Source organism: Paenibacillus sp. 01T47 (assembly GCF_056398245.1).
The window spans coordinates 42,600-59,843 of the sequence record NZ_JBFTPA010000005.1 but is presented as its reverse complement, the minus strand read 5'-3'; the positions used below and the strand labels follow the sequence as shown (position 1 = coordinate 59,843).

Genomic DNA, 17,244 nt, shown 5'->3' with positions numbered 1-17,244 from the left:
TTCAAGGGGTCTTACAAACTGGGAACGAGATGCTGGCTAACCCTCCCCAGATCACAGCTCTAACGAACTGTATCATTCTTATTGTGAACAAAATGCCATGTTTTGAATTTTAACGAACCCCATTAATGTTATAGCATGCTGTATTGGATGTCCTGAGCTGTTTTTCTCGAAATAAGGACGCTGGAGTTCGCTACATTTTCATTTCAAGACAAATGGTTTAAATAAGAGCTGCTGGGTTCGTTAACTGAAAATAGTGGTGCAATCCAAATGGCAGGTGAACGAAGCCCCAGCAGAGCAGCGCTTTGGGATTCACGCAGTCTAAGCTCGATTAACAAAACAAAGCAGGGGCTGTCCAAAACGCAGATAAATCTACGTTTAAGACAACCCCTGCATTACTTGCCTATTGCACCAGATTACCCTTGTTCGATCACACTTGGGTCCATATACACTAGTTCCCATAGATGATTATTTATATCTTGAAAGCTCCAGTTATACATAAATCCATGGTCGATTGGATCTTTAGCAGGTTTACCGCCAGCTTCCAAAGCCTTATTCACAATCTCATCCACTTGCTCTTTGCTTTCGGCGGATAATGTCAATATGACCTCAGCTGTTTTTGATGGATCTGCAATTTCTTTATCAATAAACGTTTGGAAGTACTGCTCAACCAGCAGCATAGCAAAAATATTAGGTCCGATGATCATACAGGTAGCTTTCTCATCCGTAAATTGGGGGTTGAACTCAAACCCTAATTTAGTAAAAAAATCGACTGTCTTATTCAAATCTTTAATCGGTAAATTCACAAAGATATTTGCGGACTGAAAAGCCATAACCTATCACCTCATAATTAGAATGCCCTACATGTAAAACATCACTATCATAATAACCTATATTCTAGCTTTATTACTAGTGAATGATAGTTTGTCGATTGTTTTTTTCATACCAATACTCGCACATTAATAAGCCGTTTCTTGCTTACTTCTCCGTTTTGCCTTCAAAAAACAAAGGACGCTTGCATTCATTAGTTCTCTCCAGCTTGTCAATTTCGACTGCGATTTCCTGAAGCCAAACCTCATCACCAGTCATGCTCGCCATATAGCCAAAATTATATTGTTCGGCAAGTCTTTGTGCGTACTTGGCATTCAATTTCATGCAGGCGTTTAGCTCTGAGCTTTCTTGCTCCGTTAAGCTCCGTTTCTCCTGCAGCAGCCACAGCTCAGCAAGGCGCCAATGAACATTCATCATATCGATCATTCCCATCGTTCTATTAATGACCTTCACCTCTATTCTTTCCCAGTCGTAGCCAAAATAATCTCCTTGCTATTAAAACTCACAAAAAATTAGTAGATTTGCTATAAAAAAAGAAGAGCCCGTCCCTATAGGTCATTGGCGACCTAGAGAAACAGACCCATTATTTCATTAATCCATTATGACAACATTCACTTATTAAAGTATCGTATACCGCGTTTCACGGAATGAAGCTTCACCTGCGCCCACCAGACCAGGCAAGCCTGCAAGGCTGGATACAGCACCTGCAAATACGACTTGATCGTCCAGTCGAATGGTCAAGCAGCCGTTAACGACCGTACTCGAAAGCGTATGCCAGACCGTCCAATCGAAGTCTGCCGCATCTAGAGCAACGCTGGATAAAACAGATGTCTCTCCATCAATACATAACGATACGGTTACAGAACCGGCTGTACGATTCAACACGGCTTCAACCGAGTTGCGCTCATCCGTATAAGCGGCATAGACGCCATATTCGGAACCATGCTTCACGAGAATATCGGTATCAAAACAGTAAGCCTCGCCTGAGGCAGCATCACCTAGTTTGTCCAATAACCAAGCTGTACGCAGCCCTTGCTTGCTGCGGCAGTGAAGCTCGCCGCCGCTGACACGGCAGATGCCATCGCCGCTCGTCCGCTCAAGCTGCTCAGCAAATGCAGTGCTGCTCGCATCCGTTAACGCCAAATGGCGCGTAACCTCAAAACCTGCGAAGGAAGCAGCTGTATAGCGCGTTTGCAAACCTACGCTGCCGCTGGCAATCGGGAATCGCTTATCTATAACGGTAACCTCATCAAGCTGAATACGATAGTTGTCTCCCGTTTTCTCCACACGCAGCAAATGGTATACGGCGAAGTTAAAGCTCTCTGGCAAAGCATGCTCCATAGCTTCATGCTGAATGCCTTTATAGACGGCATGAGCGCGCAATACTCTTCGTCCAACATCCAATAAGACCGACACGTAATTGCTTTCGTCCTGATATGCGGCATAAATGCCATATAAACCGCCGGTATGATCCTTCGACCATTTCACGCTTGCTTCAAGAACATGGTGGCTGTATGCAGACTTCGTGACCGCCCCGGCGATAACAGCACGGTTCGTCTGAAGCGCTTCGCCATTTGCTCTTGTCCAGCTTCCCGCAGCTGCTTGCCACAACTCGCCTAGACCTTCTTCACTACCGTCAAATAAATCACGGAATGTTGGCTGCGCCGGCGCTGTCTGCGGCGTATAAGTCGGGCCGGCAATATAGAGCCGATCACCGCTCCAAAGCAGAGGATCTGCTCGCATCGTCCGCTGCTCACGGTCCATGTCAAGAACATCGTCAGCATTCCGGCCGTGGTAAAACACCCATGAATCTACGTTGTTTGGAGCTCTCACCACGGAATTGTGGCCTACGCCCTCGACAACATCATTTTTGCGAAGAAGCGGCTCATATTGATCATCGGAAGGATACTTGTTCCATTCCAGCTCATGAAGCGGCTGGCCTTTGCTGCCGTCTGCCACCGAATAACCTAAAAAATAATTCGGGCGTACATATGCATTTCCGCTGTACATCATATAGTGCTTCGTGCCGCGCTTCAAATAAAAAGCACCCTCGATCGTATGCCAGTCACGGCCGTCGCCAAACCGATTTTCCTCATAGATTTCCTCATCAATAGTAGGCAATACGACAATTTGCGGTTCACCGGCTGGCGTAACCAAATCAAGCATTTTATCGACCAGGATGACTGTGCCCGCACGATCACGATCTACGCCTGAATATTCATTATTGGAGTAAAACATATAATAATCGCCTTGCTCGTCCTTCACGACATGCGCATCCAATGAAAACGTGTCATAAAACGTTCGCACGTATTCGAATGGGCCTTCCGGTGTATCTGAAACGGCAACCATTAATCGCTCTTCATGCACATCATCTTCCGTAATTGGCATTGATGATACGTATAAGTAAAAGCGGCCATTCTCATATACAGCGGCTGGCGCCCAATATTCCTTATGCCCTTCCAGCTGAAATCCATAGCCTAAGTGCTCCCAGCTTACAAGATCATTGGAGCGCAGCACAACTACGCCAGCTTTCGCGGTTGCATAGGTATAATAACGACCGTTAAATTTCAAAAGGTAAGGATCGGGATGCACGAGCGTCAGCGGCTCCTGCTGCCCTGCGCCCGCTCCGATCTTTAGCGGATTCAAATACGATGCGCCGCCATGATGCGGCAGTCCGATAGATGGTATGTTTTTAGCCATAATAATAGTCCTCCTCCAGCTTATCTAATAGCTCATTAATTAGCTTTTTACTGCGCCTGCCGTTAAGCCTGATTTCATTGCATTCTGACCGAACATATAAACAATAATTGAAGGAATAGTCATTAAAATAAGCGCTGCATAAAGCTGTGCGACCATTTCTGGCGTCTGATTTGTTGTACCCGTAAAAAATTGCGTAGCCAGCGTAACGGTATACATCTCTTCATCACGAATAAGGAGCAGCGGAATGATATAGTCATTCCATGAGTAGATAAATGTAAGCACTGCAATATTAATAATAGCAGGTATGCCAAGCGGGATCATGATCGTTCTGTACATTCGGAAGGATGTGCAGCCATCAATCATGCCCGCTTCCAGAATCGCATTCGGAATGGAATCGAAATAGTTTTTGAGAATAAGAAGCATGAACGGTGCGTTGAATGCGACCAATGGCAAAATGACGCCAGAATAGCTATTCATAATGCCAAGTGTTTTTGCTGTAAAAAAGAGCGGTGACATGACCGCTGTCGCAGGAATAGCCAAGCAGGCAACCAACGAATAAAACAGGACGTTTTTCATTTTGAATTGCATTTTTGAGAATGCATAAGCAGCTAGTGTAGCTAGCAAACCTACTGCGAGAGTTGTGCATACCGCGATAAAAAAGCTATTGAAAACAACTAGGAAATAATTGACCTTTGGGTGATTGATAACGGCAAGATAATTGCCAAACCCATTGATGCCGAGCGATTTAATGACGGATTGTACAAGCGGATACAACCAAACAACCGCAACTATGGCTAACACGGCTTGAATGATCCATTTATCTAATTTGCGTAAATTAATAAACATTTGAGCTCACCCCTTACGGTTATAAATCACGTTGTTGACGGTTCGTATACTGTATTTGCAGCACGGCAAGTATGAGAGCGATGATGAGAATGGTCACTCCTGCAGCAGCGGACATCCCGCCATTAAACTCCTCAATCGCCTTCTTATACACATAGGTAGTCAGAAACTCTGTCGAGCGCCCCGGCCCGCCGCCAGTAAGCAGCGATACGATGTCGAACGTTTTGAGCGAGCCGACAATACCAAGAATGACGAGTGTAGACGTTGTGCCGCCAACGAGCGGAACCGTAATTTTGAACAGCGTCCTCCAGAAGCCAGAGCCGTCAATTTTTGCTGATTCATAGATTTCATCTGGAATGGCTAGAAGCGCTGAATAATAAAGCGTCATACTAAAGCCCATCCATTCAAAAATATTGACGATAATGATCGACATGAGTGCATATTTGGGATCGCCAAGCCAGGATACAGCTAGAAAATCTAGCCCCAAAGCGCGCAATCCTTCATTTAGACTGCCGAAGTTTGTATCCATAATGATACGGAATATAGCAGCAATAATGATCGGTGCCATAATGGTCGGTATGAAATAGACCGATCTGAAGATGGAATGGCCCCGCAGCTTCGCGCGAAGCAGTATCGCCAGCATTAACCCAAGCGCCGCTTGAATGCCCACTGTAAAAATAAAGAACACGAGATTATTTCGCAGTGCGATATGGTAAGACTTATCGTCAAACAGCTTGATATAGTTATCAAAGCCGATATATTTCATCTCCGAGTCAATGCCGTTCCAAGAATGAAAGCTCGTATAAACCGTAAATCCTATGCAATAGTACAAAAATAAACCCGATACGATAAGAATTGGTAAAATATATAAATAAGCTCTCCATCCGGAAAGAACAGAACGATTGCCGTTCATGGTGTATCACCCCTTCATTTACCTATCAAATATCCGATTTTGAGTATAAGAAAGAGCATGAATACCAACACGCATATCCATGCTCTTTATCTGCTCTAAATCTTATTGCTTGCTAAAAATTCGAATTTACTTGCGGTCAATACCATCGGAAACCTTCTGAATATCTTTAAGCGAGGTTTCAATGCTTTTACCTGCTGCAACATCCTGCATCGCTACACCAATCGCATTCGTAAGCTCAGGGTAATCAAGCAAGCGTTTGCCTACTGCATTTTCGATTGCATCATTTACCGTTTTGATCGCTTCACGCTCGGATTCGAATTTAAATTGATCAAGCGATTGAATCTCAACGCCAATCTTAGCTGGTGATCCTTGAATGAAATCAGCCATAATTTGTTGGCCTTCGCCTTGTGTCATAAACTCAAGCAGCTTCCAAGCCGCTTCCTTGTTTTTGGAGTTTTTGTTGATTGAAAGTGCTGTATCTACGCTGGCAACCGCTTTGGATTCGTTTGGTCCGATTTGCGGAAGCAAGAAAATGCCCGTTTCATCATTTTCAATCGCTGTTCCGTCTTTCTCTCCGCCTGGAAGGCTGAAGCCTGCATGCCAAGAACCAGTCAAGAACATCGCTGCTTTACCAGAATAGAAGTATTGGTCACGAGCATCTGGGTAAGTAGACAAGCCCAAAGCTCCGTCTTGCATTACTTTATCAGTGAATAGCTTGCTCCATGCTGTCATCGTGTCGACGAAAGCTTGATCGGTCCAAGCTACTTTGCCTTGTTCTGCTTCATAGATTTTGCCTGGCGCGAATTGATTGCTAAGCGCGACGAACATATCAACGTCATGCCAAATGTCCTTCGCTCCGAAAGCTACTGGCACGATGCCGTTGCCTTTCTCACGAATAGTCGCATTAACAGATAACCACTCTTCATACGTTGTCGGCACTTTTGTAATGCCCAATTTATCAAAAATCGTTTTGTTGTAAAGAACAAATTCTTGGCCAGTCAAGTTAAGCGGCAGTGCAACCATTGTGCCGTCTTTTGCTTTTACTTGATCGATAGAAGCTTTAACGAACTTGTCCTGCCAGCCAGTACCCCAGTTCGTATCCGCAAGCGCTTCGATAGGCTCTAGCGTGTTGGCATATTGGTTCAACATGCCTCCAACTTGCATACCAAGTAGATCCGGACCTTCGTTGGCAGCCATCGCTACTTGAAGCTTCTTCTGAAAGTCTGTTTGCTCACCGCGCCAGTAATCTACTTTAATGTTCGGGTTAGCTGCTTCGAATGCCGCAATCGCTTTCTCCGCTTGAACATCCGTAGGAACCCAAGACCAGAAAGTAACCGTTTGCTGTTCCGTAGAAGTTGATCCACTATTCTTGCCGTTGTTTGTGTCTGTGTTTTTGCTGCCGCAAGCAGCAGCCGTCAATGTTAAACAAATGGATAATGCCAATACAAGCGCAAATCTAAAAGATAATTTTTTCATTGTTCCATCTCCCCTTAGATGTATGTTTGTCATCTTGCCTCTTCATCATAGAAAAGAAGAGCCCACACGTGGACTCCATTATTTTTACATTTACTCTATCTTTTTTACTTTTCACTCAAATAATTTTATTTTTGTTGTTTTTCATACTCGATTGGCGTGTTTCCAGTAATTTTTTTGAATACCGTAAAGAAATAATTGTAATTGTTAAAGCCAACCTGCTTCACAACATCCTTTAAATCAACATCGCCTGACCTGATCAGCAGCTTAGCTTGTTCCACTCGCACATGGTTGACATAATCAGCGAAGCCTTGACCGCATTCCTCCTTGAACATTCGGCTCAAATAAGAGGAATTGACTCCAATGACATCTGCGGCCTCCTGCAAAGTGATTGGCTCTGAGAATTTTTTCCGAACCCACTCCATCGTGCGGCGTGTATTTTCAGAATAAAGATTGTCATGCACATACGGACGAAGCGCCTCGACAAGCTTCTTATACACTCCAACAATCCATTCCTTCAGATCGGAGAGCGTATCAAATTTACCAATCGCCAGATAAGGATTCTGGTCGCCCTCGAACAAATCCTGATCTGCAATGCCAGCTTCCTTCGCCTTGCGATTAACAAGATGAATGAGTTCTACCGCAACCATTTGAGCCGTTTTATGCGGTGCACGCGCTTCATTCATTCGAGTAAACAGCTCTTCGATTTTGATGACCAGATCCTTTTCATTGGATGCTGCGAGAAGCGACAGCAATGTTCGCTCCAGCTTCACATCAACGGAGAAGCTTGCACTAGGGTCAGCCCCTGCCTTTCGCTGTATCCCCGGCCAGATGACGACATCGCCGCCCTCATAAAACCTCTCCTGCAGCGCTTTATCCGCCTCATTGAAGTATTCATGCAGAACATTCACCTTGCTGCACATTTCACTTACGCTGAAGCTTAACATGAGGTTAAGCTGCCGTTTGGCGCTCAATCTGATTCGGGAGAGCGCTTCCGATATAATCGTGTGCCAAATAAATTTGCTGTTCGTATCAAATGAAAATAAAATGGCAAACTTCCCATTTTCGATCGGCGTCATATAAGCGTTTCCTGTATCTGCAAGGATATTGTCTGTAATATCCATAAAAGTGCCCATAATATAGTCAAGCTCTTTGGCGTTATATTTATCATGAAGCATGCCGCGGCTATCCCACTCCGCAACGACGACAGTGAGCATCCGCAGGTTCAGAGTAAAATCAAGCTTGTCCATCAGTACGAGAAGCTCTTCTTCGCTATTGTATGTGTACTGAACAAGACTTCGAATGACCCCCCTGATCAGCGTCGTTTGATTCTGCTGAATTTGCCACTGCAAATCCAGCGTCTTCGCCTGCTCCTCCTGCTCTATCGCAAACCGCTCCCGTGCGCTTGCAAGGGCAGCAGCCAGTGTTTCTGCATCCAGCTCATGCTTCAAAATATAGTCGACAGCGCCCTTTTTCATACTGTTCTTCACATAATGAACATCGCTGTAGCTGCTGATCGCTATCACTTGAATATGGGGATAATGCTCCTCCATATAACTGATCAGCTCTAAACCATCCATTCCCGGCATACTCATGTCCGTAATGACGATTTCAGGCTTGCGTTCATCCAGAAGCTTGATCGCTGCATAGCCGCCGCTAGCTTCTCCGCATATATTAAAGCTGCCCGCTTCCCAGTTCATGATGTTTTTCAGCTTGCTCAACATAGGCAGATCGTCATCGACCAGCAAAACATTAATCATGCTTGTTGTCTCCCTTCACTTCAATCGGAATACGCACAGTTACCGTCGTAAATAATCCGGGCACGCTCTCGATTTGCAGCCCATAGCCCATTCCATAATGGAGCTTCATTCTCTCCTGTACATTTACAAGTCCAATACCGCTAAATCTAGACCGATTTTTTTCAGTGACTTTATTAAAAATAGTTTCCAATCGCTCTTGCTCGATGCCTACACCATTGTCTGACACCTGTATTACGATATGTCCATCATCCTCATATCCTTTAACCGTGAGCTGTCCTCTTCCCTTAAGCGGCTCTAAGCCATGAATGAGGGCATTCTCAACGATAGGCTGCAGCAAAAACTTCAACATACGCACCTGCAAAATCTCTTCCTCAATTTCGAATACAGCGACAAACTTATCGTAATAACGAAACTGCTGAATATTCAAATAATGCTCCAAATATTGCTGTTCCTCTTGAACGGTAACATACTCTCCGCCTTTGCCCATGCTGCTATGCAGGAGTGTAACGAGAGAGGTAACTAGCTGCTTAATATTGTCGGCTTTCTGTACATCTGCCAGCCATTTGATTTGATTTAGTGTATTGAATAAAAAATGAGGATTGATCTGCGCCTGAAGCGCTTTAAACTCAAGAATCCGTTTCTGCTCCTCCGTTTGCTTCACATCATCAAGCAGCAGCCGCAAGTTGGTAACCATCGCGTTAAAGCCATGGCTCAGCTCCTCCACCTCATCGCCTGATGAAATGGCGATAGGATCAGATAAATTGCCCTCGCTGACCTTCTTCATGGCCTGCCTTAAACGCCCGATATTAATCGTAATTTGATTGGACAAAATCGTAGCAACAAAAAGGGCAACAATGAGGGTCGCCATAGGAATAATCATAATCGTATTGGCTGCTTTTCTGCTCTCTGCGAGCAGCTCACCCTGTGGAATTAGCCCCACTGTCGTCCAATTTGTAAAATCGGAAGTATGATAAATAACAAGATGCTTCTCTCCGTTTATGTTCATGCTTAGCTTGCCCGAGCTGCCCTTCAGCTCAGGGAGTACATCTGCATATGCTGTATCTGAAATCGGCTGATTAATATCCTTGTTGCGTGGCGAGTAGACAAAATTCCCTTTTTCATCAATCAGAAACAACTGACTTTTATTAGGCAGCGGAGTATTGAATATACGCTCAACAACCTCATAACTGAAATCAACCATGACGTAACCTGCCGCCTCCGAGCCGTCCATGATTGCCCTAGAAATAGAAACGACGTTTTGGTTCACATAGGAAGACACATAATTAAGTTTTTTATTGGAATGCGTCGTAATAAATATTTTGTTCCCTCTTTGCTCGAGCAGCTGCTCGAACCAGCTCGACTCCATAAATTCATTGGTTGGAACCGTGGCCCCCTGCGAGTAGCTGCGGCCTCCCAAACTCGCTACTTGTATGCTCGATATGTAATATTTGTAGCCATATAAACTAGAAATGAAGTTATCAAGCTTACGATCCTTCTCGAGTCGATTAATTAAACTTTCAGAAGGATCAGGTAAAAGCACATCAATCACGTTAGGCCGGTTGAGAGAAATAATCGTACTAATATAATCGATGTCCTTGAGCGTAAGCTCGAAGCTTTTATTTGCATCCAAAATGGTACGGGACATAAAGCTCTCAGCCGAATCGCGCTGGCTATCATAATATTTGTTGTACCACAACACGCTAACTATCGTCAGCGAAACAATGATTACTACAGAGAAGCTTGTGAATATCTTGGTGCGAATGCCGATTCTCATTCCAAATCTCCAATTCTATACATTTAGGCTTTTGGACTATATGATACTCCTCAACCTCGGACAGGACAAGCATGCTTTAAAAAAAGGAAAAGCTGATCGCATCGTTGCGACCAGCTTTTCTTGGCTTTCTATTCGAACAAGCTGACTGCCTTGCCCCGTACTTCTTCGAGCATCTTCTTTCGGGCTGCATCATCAATTTGCGGCACGCTGCCAAAAAATATATGGCCAACTGACTTGATGCCGCAAAATTCATAAATACCCGTATCCGAAGTTTTTTTCAGCCCATCGTACATGCCAGTCTGGCTGTAAATCTCCGAAGGCGTTCCATGTGTATTAATAATAAGCCCCTTCTTGCCCGCAAGCAGCTTGCTGATCGTTCCATCCTCACCATACGCATAAGCGAAACCATATGAGAATACTCGATCAATGTAACCTTTAATAAGTGCGGGCAGCCCCGTCCACCAAATAGGATATACCATCGTAAAAGCATCCGCCCATTTCACATGCTCTTGCTCCGTTTTAATATCCAAAGGTGTGTTGCCTTCGCGCAGCGCCTCAAAATCGCTGGCTTTGAGCACAGGGTCAAATCGCATCGCGTACAAATCTCGGACGACGACCTCATGGCCTTGCTCCTTTAATGATTCAATAAAAGCATCCACAATGGCGTTATTAAAGCTGTCTGGATTAGGATGACAATAGACGATTAAGTGCTTCATAAAAAGGCTGCACCTCCGTAAGTATATAGACATCAGTCCGCATTAGTGTTGCCTAATCATCTTGCAATATGTAATGCCTGAATGCTCTCTTTTCAAACGAAAGCTTGCTTTGGTTTGTTTGCCCGCTTCTAGGCATTCGCACAGTCCAATCGCAAGGGATTGGCATAGGTATAGACAGAAACCATGTATTTTAGGCTTGGAGGAAAAGTTATGCACTCGTATTTCCATACACATAGGTACCAGCCAGATCGGTTAGCAACAGACGAATATTTGCTCGACATGAAACAAGGAGATGTAACTGGTGACGGTATACCTGATCAGATTTATTTAATTGGTCATAAACCGGATGGACCATCCGGTATATTCGCAGATCATATTACGCTAGTCATTCAAGATGGTTATTCACAGCAGCGAACAGTCGTTCCTTTACAAAATAATGCCGGTTATAACGCTGTCCTGCTGCTTGGCGACTTTGATAAAAATCAAATTCCAGACATTTTGATCAGTATCGATTCCGGAGGAAGCGGCGGTTACGGCATTTTCTACATTTACTCCTTCGCTCACCATGCGCTTCACAAGCTGTTTGATTCAGACAGCTACAATCAACAATACAAGTTTCGCGTCCAGTATGAAGATATGTACAAAGTATCGGTATCAAGTGCTCAGCTTGATTTGCTGTTTATAATTGATATAAGCAGCAAAGGGGCCGCTTATTTAGCCACTTATTACAACGAAAACGGAACGCTGAAGCAGCCTCTGCAAGGTGAAGTGCTGGCTATCGCAGCGTTAAACCCAATTATTACAGCCGAAAACCGTGCATCCTTCGATCTGCAGGCTCTTCAGCGCATCATTGGACCAACAAACGCTGATACGCTCGGTTATGTAGAGAATCTGCTGACATGGAATGGAAACAGGTTTGATTCCTCTAGATTAAACGTCGCTATAATCGGTACTCCGCTTCAATCACATTTTTAACTTTTTTCAGATTGAATCGCTAACAATGATCGTTCGCCCAATCGTTGCTAGGTATTTCTGCATAACATGCATTAGCCCAATTGATAAGGAGTGATTTTGCATGGCATTTATGCCTCCAATAGGCCCTCAGGGGCCAATGGGACCGATGGGGCCTTTCGGACCATTTGGACCGCAAGGTCCGCAAGGTCCACAAGGACCACAAGGACCGCAAGGTCCGCAAGGTCCACAAGGACCACAAGGACCACAAGGACCGATGGGACCAGGACAACAAGGTCAACCAGGTATGTCGGGTCCGACCGCTCCGCCTCCACAATTCACGCCGCCGCAGCCAGCTGTTTCGTCATTTGCAATTGATCCAGGCGCTATTTCCGGCTGTTTGTTCCGCAACACTTACGTATGGATGGAGAATGGTCATGGTTTCTGGTTTTTCCCTGTATTTGTCGGACGTACATCTGTCTCCGGTTTCCGTTGGTTCGGAAGATCATGGGGTTACACCGGTATAGATTTACGGAGAATCAGCTCTTTCACTTGCTTCTAAATGTTCATATGAACATAAAAAAAACGACTTCTCCTCATTTTCTGAGGAAAAAGCCGTTTTTTAAATTTTATTATGCGTTTGCCCCGCGAAGCATGCTCTTCATGTAGCTGCTGCATGCAGTTATGAAGTACAACGTCTGCATCACGATATAAATGCCGATAACGACGAAAGAGTAAATCCAGTTAGATGATTCCATAATGTTGTCGAGTGCTTTCATCGCGAACAAGGCGTGACAAATGCCAACAATGACGGGAACAAAGAAGACGATGCCAACCTGCGTTACAACAATTTTGCGAATCTCGCCCTTCGTCATGCCGATGCGGACTAAAGCTTTAAACTGGGCTTGGTCTTCTTGCAGCTCGGTGAATAGCTTGAAATAAATCATGCTTCCCGATGCAATGAAGAATAGCAAACTAATGAACATACCGATGAATAAAGTCAAAGAAACCGTTTGATTCATTTCTTGCAGCGTTTTTACACGGCTAAAATCGGTTTGGGATTGAAATTGTTCTGGCACAAGCTTACTAAGCTTTTCAACCGTAGCTGCTGTTTTCTCCCAATTGCTTAATTCATAGCCATACATCACATAAAGCTCATCTTCTGGCACACTCGATAGCAGCTTCATGTAAGAAAAATCGTCCATAACGAAAGTAAAATAGTTGCTTTCGAGATAATTCATAACATGAGCTTCTACCGAGCCGCTAATGTCGAATGCCGCTTCCTTGCCATTAATGCTGCCTTTTACAGTACCTGCTTGTTCTCTTTCTTTTGATAAAAAGGACTTTATAAGCGTTAGCTTGCCATTCTCAGGCTGAATGCTCGGTTGACCCGTCAATGCTGCAAGCTTGTTATAGTCTGTAGCTGAAATTACCAAAGCATCATAATCATAATCACGGGCCTTTTCATCTCCCCATTTAACCGAAAAGCGATTCAACAGTACGCCAGCTGCCTTTGCTTCACGCACAATTTTGTAGCCGTCCTCTTTGACTACTTGTCTAAGCTTAGCTGGGTCAATAACCTCATGTGTATTCAAGCCTTTTTCACTATAGGCTAGTGAGAAAGGAGAGTATTCTATCATATTTTTTTTGGCACCGATGTTCATCACATATACCGTCCCAAGGGCAGTCATAACGATCGCGCTAAGAATAGATACAATAAATAAAATACGCGCATTATCCTTTATCTTATAGCCGAGCTGTGCAAACACGATCATATTGGTCCGTTTATAATATATTGATGATCTTTTTTGAATATAGCGGAGCAGCAAAATGCTCAGCTGAGTAAAGAGAAAGTACGTCCCGATAACGACAGTAATTAGTATTGGCAAGGCTAGAAGCATGAAATTTCCGTCGTTCATAACCAGAGCCATGCCATATGCAGCCGATAAGCAAACGACAGACACAGCAACCAGCCAAGGCGAGAATACGAGCTGTCCTTTTGGCTTGCGAGCCGCTTTCAGCAAATCAATAATTTCAGTTCGTCCAATGCGAAGTGCTGTCCAAATGGAGATCAGCATGAACAGAACAAAAAAACCGCCTGCCGTTAAGCCAATGGCTTTGAGTGGAGCCGCAAAAGATATCGCTTCCTGCAAATTAAGAAGCACCGTAAGAGCCATAAAAAACAGCTTGCTGAACAGCATGCCAAGACCGATGCCTACAGCGATGGCCAGCGCAGCGATGGCTGCATTTTCATAAATAACAAGCTTTCGAAGCTGAACTTTTGTCATACCGAATAAGGAGAACAAACCAAATTCCTGCTGCCTCGTTTTGAGAAATGCTGAATTAGAATAGAGCACAAACAAAAACGAGAATATGACGATAATATATTCACAAAACACCATGCCTGTACGAATTTTTGATGCTGCCATAATGTGGCCGCTCGTTACTTCTGGATGGTATAGAAACGCTGCATAAATATAAAAGATCATAACGGAAAAGACGCTGCTCAGGAAAAATGCGCTGTACGACCGCCAGTTGCCCCGAATGTTACTAAGCGCGAGCGAACGGAACGTCATCGAAATTACCTCCCAGCACGCTGAGCGCATCTAGTATTTGTTGGAAAAACGCTTGCCTGTTCGAGCCGCGGCGAATTTCCGAGAAAAACTTGCCGTCCTTGATGAATACGATGCGCTGGCAGTAGCTCGCAGAGAATGGATCATGCGTTACCATCAATACGGTCGCCTTAAAACGCTCATTCATGTCCTTCAGGGAATCCATAACATCCTTCGCTGATTTGGAATCGAGATTGCCCGTCAACTCATCTGCAAGCACGAGCGAAGGCTGATGAATAATAGCACGGGCGATTGCTGCGCGCTGCTTCTGGCCGCCAGACACCTCATACGTCCGCTTATTCAAGATTTGTTTGATTTGCAGCAATTCAGCGAGCGAATCCAGCTTTTGTTCAATTTGCTTCGGTGCCATGCCCTCCATTACGAGCGGCAAAATGATGTTTTCCTTGATTGATAATGTATCTAGCAAGTTAAAATCCTGAAAGACGAAACCGAGCTCGCGGCGGCGAAATAAGGCAAGCTTCTTGTCCGTTAGCTTGCTCGGATTTATGCCGTTGATTTCAATTTGACCAGAGGTTGGTCGATCGATCGTGGACAATAAATTCAGCAGAGTTGTTTTTCCGCTGCCAGAGGGCCCCATTACCCCTACGAATTCTCCCGCTTCCACTTGAAGCTCTATATCCTCAAGCGCTTTGTAAGCGACATTGCCTTTACTGCTGTATATTTTGCCAAGCCCTTCTGCTTTTAGTACGCTCATTGCTTTGTTCCTCCCCAGATCTATCTGTAATGTGCTTCATTACCGTTAGTATAGACGAGGGGAAGAGGTTAAACCCATCGATTTCCCTTTCATTCACACCCTGCCAACCTTACAAATTTGTCACCTAACCTGAGCTTCCGTTACCTCGGCTGCCCATAATATGAATGCCGCGCGGTTTGAATGCGACACTGACCGTCGTACTTTCTCCGAGTACCGAGGAAACGGTCATCTCATGACCTAACCGATTGCATACCTGCTTAGCCAAATAAAGCCCCATTCCAGTTGACTCGCCCGCCGTTCGTCCATTCTCACCTGTGAAGAAAGGATCAAAGATGCGAGGAAGATCATGCGGCGCAATACCAATGCCTTCATCGATCACCTGCAGCCTGCCTCCTCCGTCATTGAACGCTTCCAATTGAAAGAGCAGTTTTTTGCCGCCTTCTTTGCTTTTACTATATTTGATTGCGTTGCTAATGAACTGATTAAGCACAAAGGTCATCCATTTCTCATCGGTTTCCACGGATGCTTCCCCCTCGACACGAGGGAAAATGGAGTAACGGATGCAAAGCTTCTTATGGGCGTTGATGACCGAGCGCACAAGTTCATGAAGCGCTACCTGCTTGACATGCAGGTCGATTTCAAACTTATCTAGACGAGCTGTATACAGCATCATCTCAAGCCCCCGCGTCATTCGATCAGTTTCCTCCTGCATACTTAGCGCCAGCTGCTGCTGTTCCTGCTGCGAGGACGAGTTCTGCTGCAAAACCTCCTGAGCGAGCAAATCGATGACAGATACCGGCGTCTTCATATGATGCACCCATTGCAGCACAAAATGATTATGTATTTCCTGCTGCCTTCGATATTTGCCAAGCTCGTTCAAATAAGCCCTGCTCTGCTCCTCCAGCATTTTAGCGACAAGCTTCTGCTCTTGTGTCACTGTAGCTTGTACGATTGTTGAAGCTTGCAGTTCTTCAGACCGTGCAATCGCCTCCAACATTTGCTTAAAGTACGTGCGCTGCCGCAAATAATCGACGATCAGCCACGTCCCTAGCAAAAATAAAGCAATGACGATAAAATAATAAATCGTACCCAGCTCGACTAACCCTGGGTATCGCTCACGCTCAAGGAGTAGCAAGGTGACGGCGAGTAAAATAATTAAACAAACCATAAATATAAATAACAGACGATCACGTAAAAATAACGCCAGCGATAAGCCTCTCATCGTGACGTTTCTCCTACTGCATTTTCTATTACGAGCTTATAGCCCTGTCCTCGCACCGTTTCAATCGCTTTAGGAAGCCCAAGCTCCTCCAGCTTTTTCCGAAGTCTGGTCACATTGACCGTAAGCGTATTATCATCGACGAATTGCACATCGTCCCAAAGCGCTTCAAGCAGCTGCTCGCGCGAAACAACCATGCCTTGCCGCTTCATCAAGCATTCAGCCAGCAGCTGCTCGTTTTTTGTCAGCTCGATGCGAAAGTCTCTCCATTCAAGCTCATTACGGTTCAAGTAAAGACGGAGATCACCAGCTGACAGCTCCCCTGTTTGCGAGGCAACGCCCGTTTCTGTTGCTGCAGACCCGGATGCCGCATATTCCCCGTAAGCTCGCCTTAGTACACTCTTCACCTTTGCCATTAATAAATCCAAATGGATAGGCTTTGTAATATAATCATCGCCGCCGTTCTCTATAGCCATAACTTGATCCATCTCGCCAGCACGGGCAGAAATAAAAATAATAGGGAGGCTTGAACGTGTTCGAATTTGTCTGCACCAATAATAACCATCATAGTAAGGCAAATTAATATCGAGCAAAATGACATGCGGATCAAAAGCCTCCAGCTCCGGCATAATTTCACGAAACTGTGTAACAACGGCTGCCTCAAATCCGTATTTATCCATATTTTTTTTGAGAATTGAAGCAATCTTATCGTCGTCCTCTATGATGAAAACTCGATACAT

15 protein-coding genes are annotated in these 17,244 nt (G+C 44.8%); 2 read left to right on the top strand and 13 right to left on the bottom strand.

Annotation, left to right across the window (positions count from 1 at the left end; genetic code table 11):
• Positions 1-413 precede the first annotated feature (413 nt).
• From AC1DOV_RS12265 to AC1DOV_RS12225, 9 genes are all read right to left on the bottom strand, one after another.
• The gene (locus AC1DOV_RS12265) at positions 414-830 is read right to left on the bottom strand and encodes a VOC family protein (protein WP_076267544.1); all 417 of its coding nucleotides are present in this window, start codon (positions 828-830) and stop codon (positions 414-416) included.
• A gap of 145 nt (positions 831-975) precedes the next feature.
• Entirely contained in the window at positions 976-1,281 is a 306-nt protein-coding gene (locus tag AC1DOV_RS12260) for a DUF7667 family protein (RefSeq protein WP_477509021.1), read from the bottom strand.
• A 165-nt stretch (positions 1,282-1,446) separates the two neighbouring features.
• Positions 1,447-3,528 (bottom strand): glycoside hydrolase family 43 protein, encoded by a 2,082-nt coding sequence (locus AC1DOV_RS12255; RefSeq protein WP_477550083.1) that lies wholly within the window; start codon positions 3,526-3,528, stop codon positions 1,447-1,449.
• Between the two features lie 39 nt (positions 3,529-3,567).
• Positions 3,568-4,374: a carbohydrate ABC transporter permease gene (locus AC1DOV_RS12250; protein WP_339204443.1), complete on the bottom strand. Its 807-nt coding sequence runs from the start codon at positions 4,372-4,374 to the stop codon at positions 3,568-3,570.
• A gap of 19 nt (positions 4,375-4,393) precedes the next feature.
• Positions 4,394-5,284, bottom strand: a complete 891-nt coding sequence (locus tag AC1DOV_RS12245; protein WP_339204444.1) for a carbohydrate ABC transporter permease — start codon at positions 5,282-5,284, stop codon at positions 4,394-4,396.
• Positions 5,285-5,410: 126 nt separating this feature from the next.
• Positions 5,411-6,760 carry an ABC transporter substrate-binding protein gene (locus AC1DOV_RS12240; RefSeq protein WP_477550082.1) on the bottom strand — a complete coding sequence of 450 codons (1,350 nt, stop codon included), beginning with the start codon at positions 6,758-6,760 and terminating at the stop codon, positions 5,411-5,413.
• Between the two features lie 125 nt (positions 6,761-6,885).
• Positions 6,886-8,517, bottom strand: coding sequence for a response regulator transcription factor (locus tag AC1DOV_RS12235; protein WP_477550081.1), 1,632 nt, complete (start codon positions 8,515-8,517; stop codon positions 6,886-6,888).
• Positions 8,510-10,291 (bottom strand): sensor histidine kinase, encoded by a 1,782-nt coding sequence (locus AC1DOV_RS12230; RefSeq protein ID WP_477550080.1) that lies wholly within the window; start codon positions 10,289-10,291, stop codon positions 8,510-8,512. The genes AC1DOV_RS12235 and AC1DOV_RS12230 overlap by 8 nt, the downstream gene beginning before the upstream one ends.
• Positions 10,292-10,419: 128 nt before the next feature.
• Positions 10,420-11,007, bottom strand: coding sequence for an NAD(P)H-dependent oxidoreductase (locus tag AC1DOV_RS12225; RefSeq protein WP_477509025.1), 588 nt, complete (start codon positions 11,005-11,007; stop codon positions 10,420-10,422).
• Between the two features lie 210 nt (positions 11,008-11,217).
• Here AC1DOV_RS12225 and AC1DOV_RS12220 point away from each other — a divergent pair, with 210 nt between their 5' ends.
• Positions 11,218-11,982: a VCBS repeat-containing protein gene (locus AC1DOV_RS12220; RefSeq protein ID WP_477509026.1), complete on the top strand. Its 765-nt coding sequence runs from the start codon at positions 11,218-11,220 to the stop codon at positions 11,980-11,982.
• A 100-nt stretch (positions 11,983-12,082) separates the two neighbouring features.
• Complete coding sequence (locus tag AC1DOV_RS12215) at positions 12,083-12,520, top strand: hypothetical protein (protein ID WP_477550079.1); 438 nt, start codon at positions 12,083-12,085, stop codon at positions 12,518-12,520.
• Positions 12,521-12,590: 70 nt separating this feature from the next.
• Here AC1DOV_RS12215 and AC1DOV_RS12210 read toward each other — a convergent pair whose 3' ends face one another.
• The 4 genes from AC1DOV_RS12210 to AC1DOV_RS12195 all read right to left on the bottom strand — a co-directional run bounded on the left by AC1DOV_RS12210 (position 12,591) and on the right by AC1DOV_RS12195 (position 17,244).
• Positions 12,591-14,534 (bottom strand): ABC transporter permease, encoded by a 1,944-nt coding sequence (locus AC1DOV_RS12210; RefSeq protein ID WP_477550078.1) that lies wholly within the window; start codon positions 14,532-14,534, stop codon positions 12,591-12,593.
• Positions 14,509-15,285 (bottom strand): ABC transporter ATP-binding protein, encoded by a 777-nt coding sequence (locus AC1DOV_RS12205; protein ID WP_441876671.1) that lies wholly within the window; start codon positions 15,283-15,285, stop codon positions 14,509-14,511. The genes AC1DOV_RS12210 and AC1DOV_RS12205 overlap by 26 nt, the downstream gene beginning before the upstream one ends.
• A gap of 124 nt (positions 15,286-15,409) precedes the next feature.
• Entirely contained in the window at positions 15,410-16,507 is a 1,098-nt protein-coding gene (locus AC1DOV_RS12200; RefSeq protein ID WP_477550077.1) for a sensor histidine kinase, read from the bottom strand.
• Positions 16,504-17,244, bottom strand: a complete 741-nt coding sequence (locus AC1DOV_RS12195) for a response regulator transcription factor (RefSeq protein WP_477550076.1) — start codon at positions 17,242-17,244, stop codon at positions 16,504-16,506. Before AC1DOV_RS12195 ends, AC1DOV_RS12200 begins: the two co-directional genes overlap by 4 nt.

Coding starts and splice junctions, on each gene's coding strand:
- AC1DOV_RS12240 (WP_477550082.1), bottom strand. CDS start 6,760: ATGAAAAAATTATCTTTTAGATTTGCGCTTGTATTGGCATTATCCATT.
- AC1DOV_RS12210 (WP_477550078.1), bottom strand. CDS start 14,534: ATGACGTTCCGTTCGCTCGCGCTTAGTAACATTCGGGGCAACTGGCGG.
- AC1DOV_RS12205 (WP_441876671.1), bottom strand. CDS start 15,285: ATGAGCGTACTAAAAGCAGAAGGGCTTGGCAAAATATACAGCAGTAAA.
- AC1DOV_RS12225 (WP_477509025.1), bottom strand. CDS start 11,007: ATGAAGCACTTAATCGTCTATTGTCATCCTAATCCAGACAGCTTTAAT.
- AC1DOV_RS12265 (WP_076267544.1), bottom strand. CDS start 830: ATGGCTTTTCAGTCCGCAAATATCTTTGTGAATTTACCGATTAAAGAT.
- AC1DOV_RS12250 (WP_339204443.1), bottom strand. CDS start 4,374: ATGTTTATTAATTTACGCAAATTAGATAAATGGATCATTCAAGCCGTG.
- AC1DOV_RS12195 (WP_477550076.1), bottom strand. CDS start 17,244: ATGTATCGAGTTTTCATCATAGAGGACGACGATAAGATTGCTTCAATT.
- AC1DOV_RS12235 (WP_477550081.1), bottom strand. CDS start 8,517: ATGATTAATGTTTTGCTGGTCGATGACGATCTGCCTATGTTGAGCAAG.
- AC1DOV_RS12230 (WP_477550080.1), bottom strand. CDS start 10,291: ATGAGAATCGGCATTCGCACCAAGATATTCACAAGCTTCTCTGTAGTA.
- AC1DOV_RS12220 (WP_477509026.1), top strand. CDS start 11,218: ATGCACTCGTATTTCCATACACATAGGTACCAGCCAGATCGGTTAGCA.
- AC1DOV_RS12200 (WP_477550077.1), bottom strand. CDS start 16,507: ATGAGAGGCTTATCGCTGGCGTTATTTTTACGTGATCGTCTGTTATTT.
- AC1DOV_RS12255 (WP_477550083.1), bottom strand. CDS start 3,528: ATGGCTAAAAACATACCATCTATCGGACTGCCGCATCATGGCGGCGCA.
- AC1DOV_RS12245 (WP_339204444.1), bottom strand. CDS start 5,284: ATGAACGGCAATCGTTCTGTTCTTTCCGGATGGAGAGCTTATTTATAT.
- AC1DOV_RS12215 (WP_477550079.1), top strand. CDS start 12,083: ATGGCATTTATGCCTCCAATAGGCCCTCAGGGGCCAATGGGACCGATG.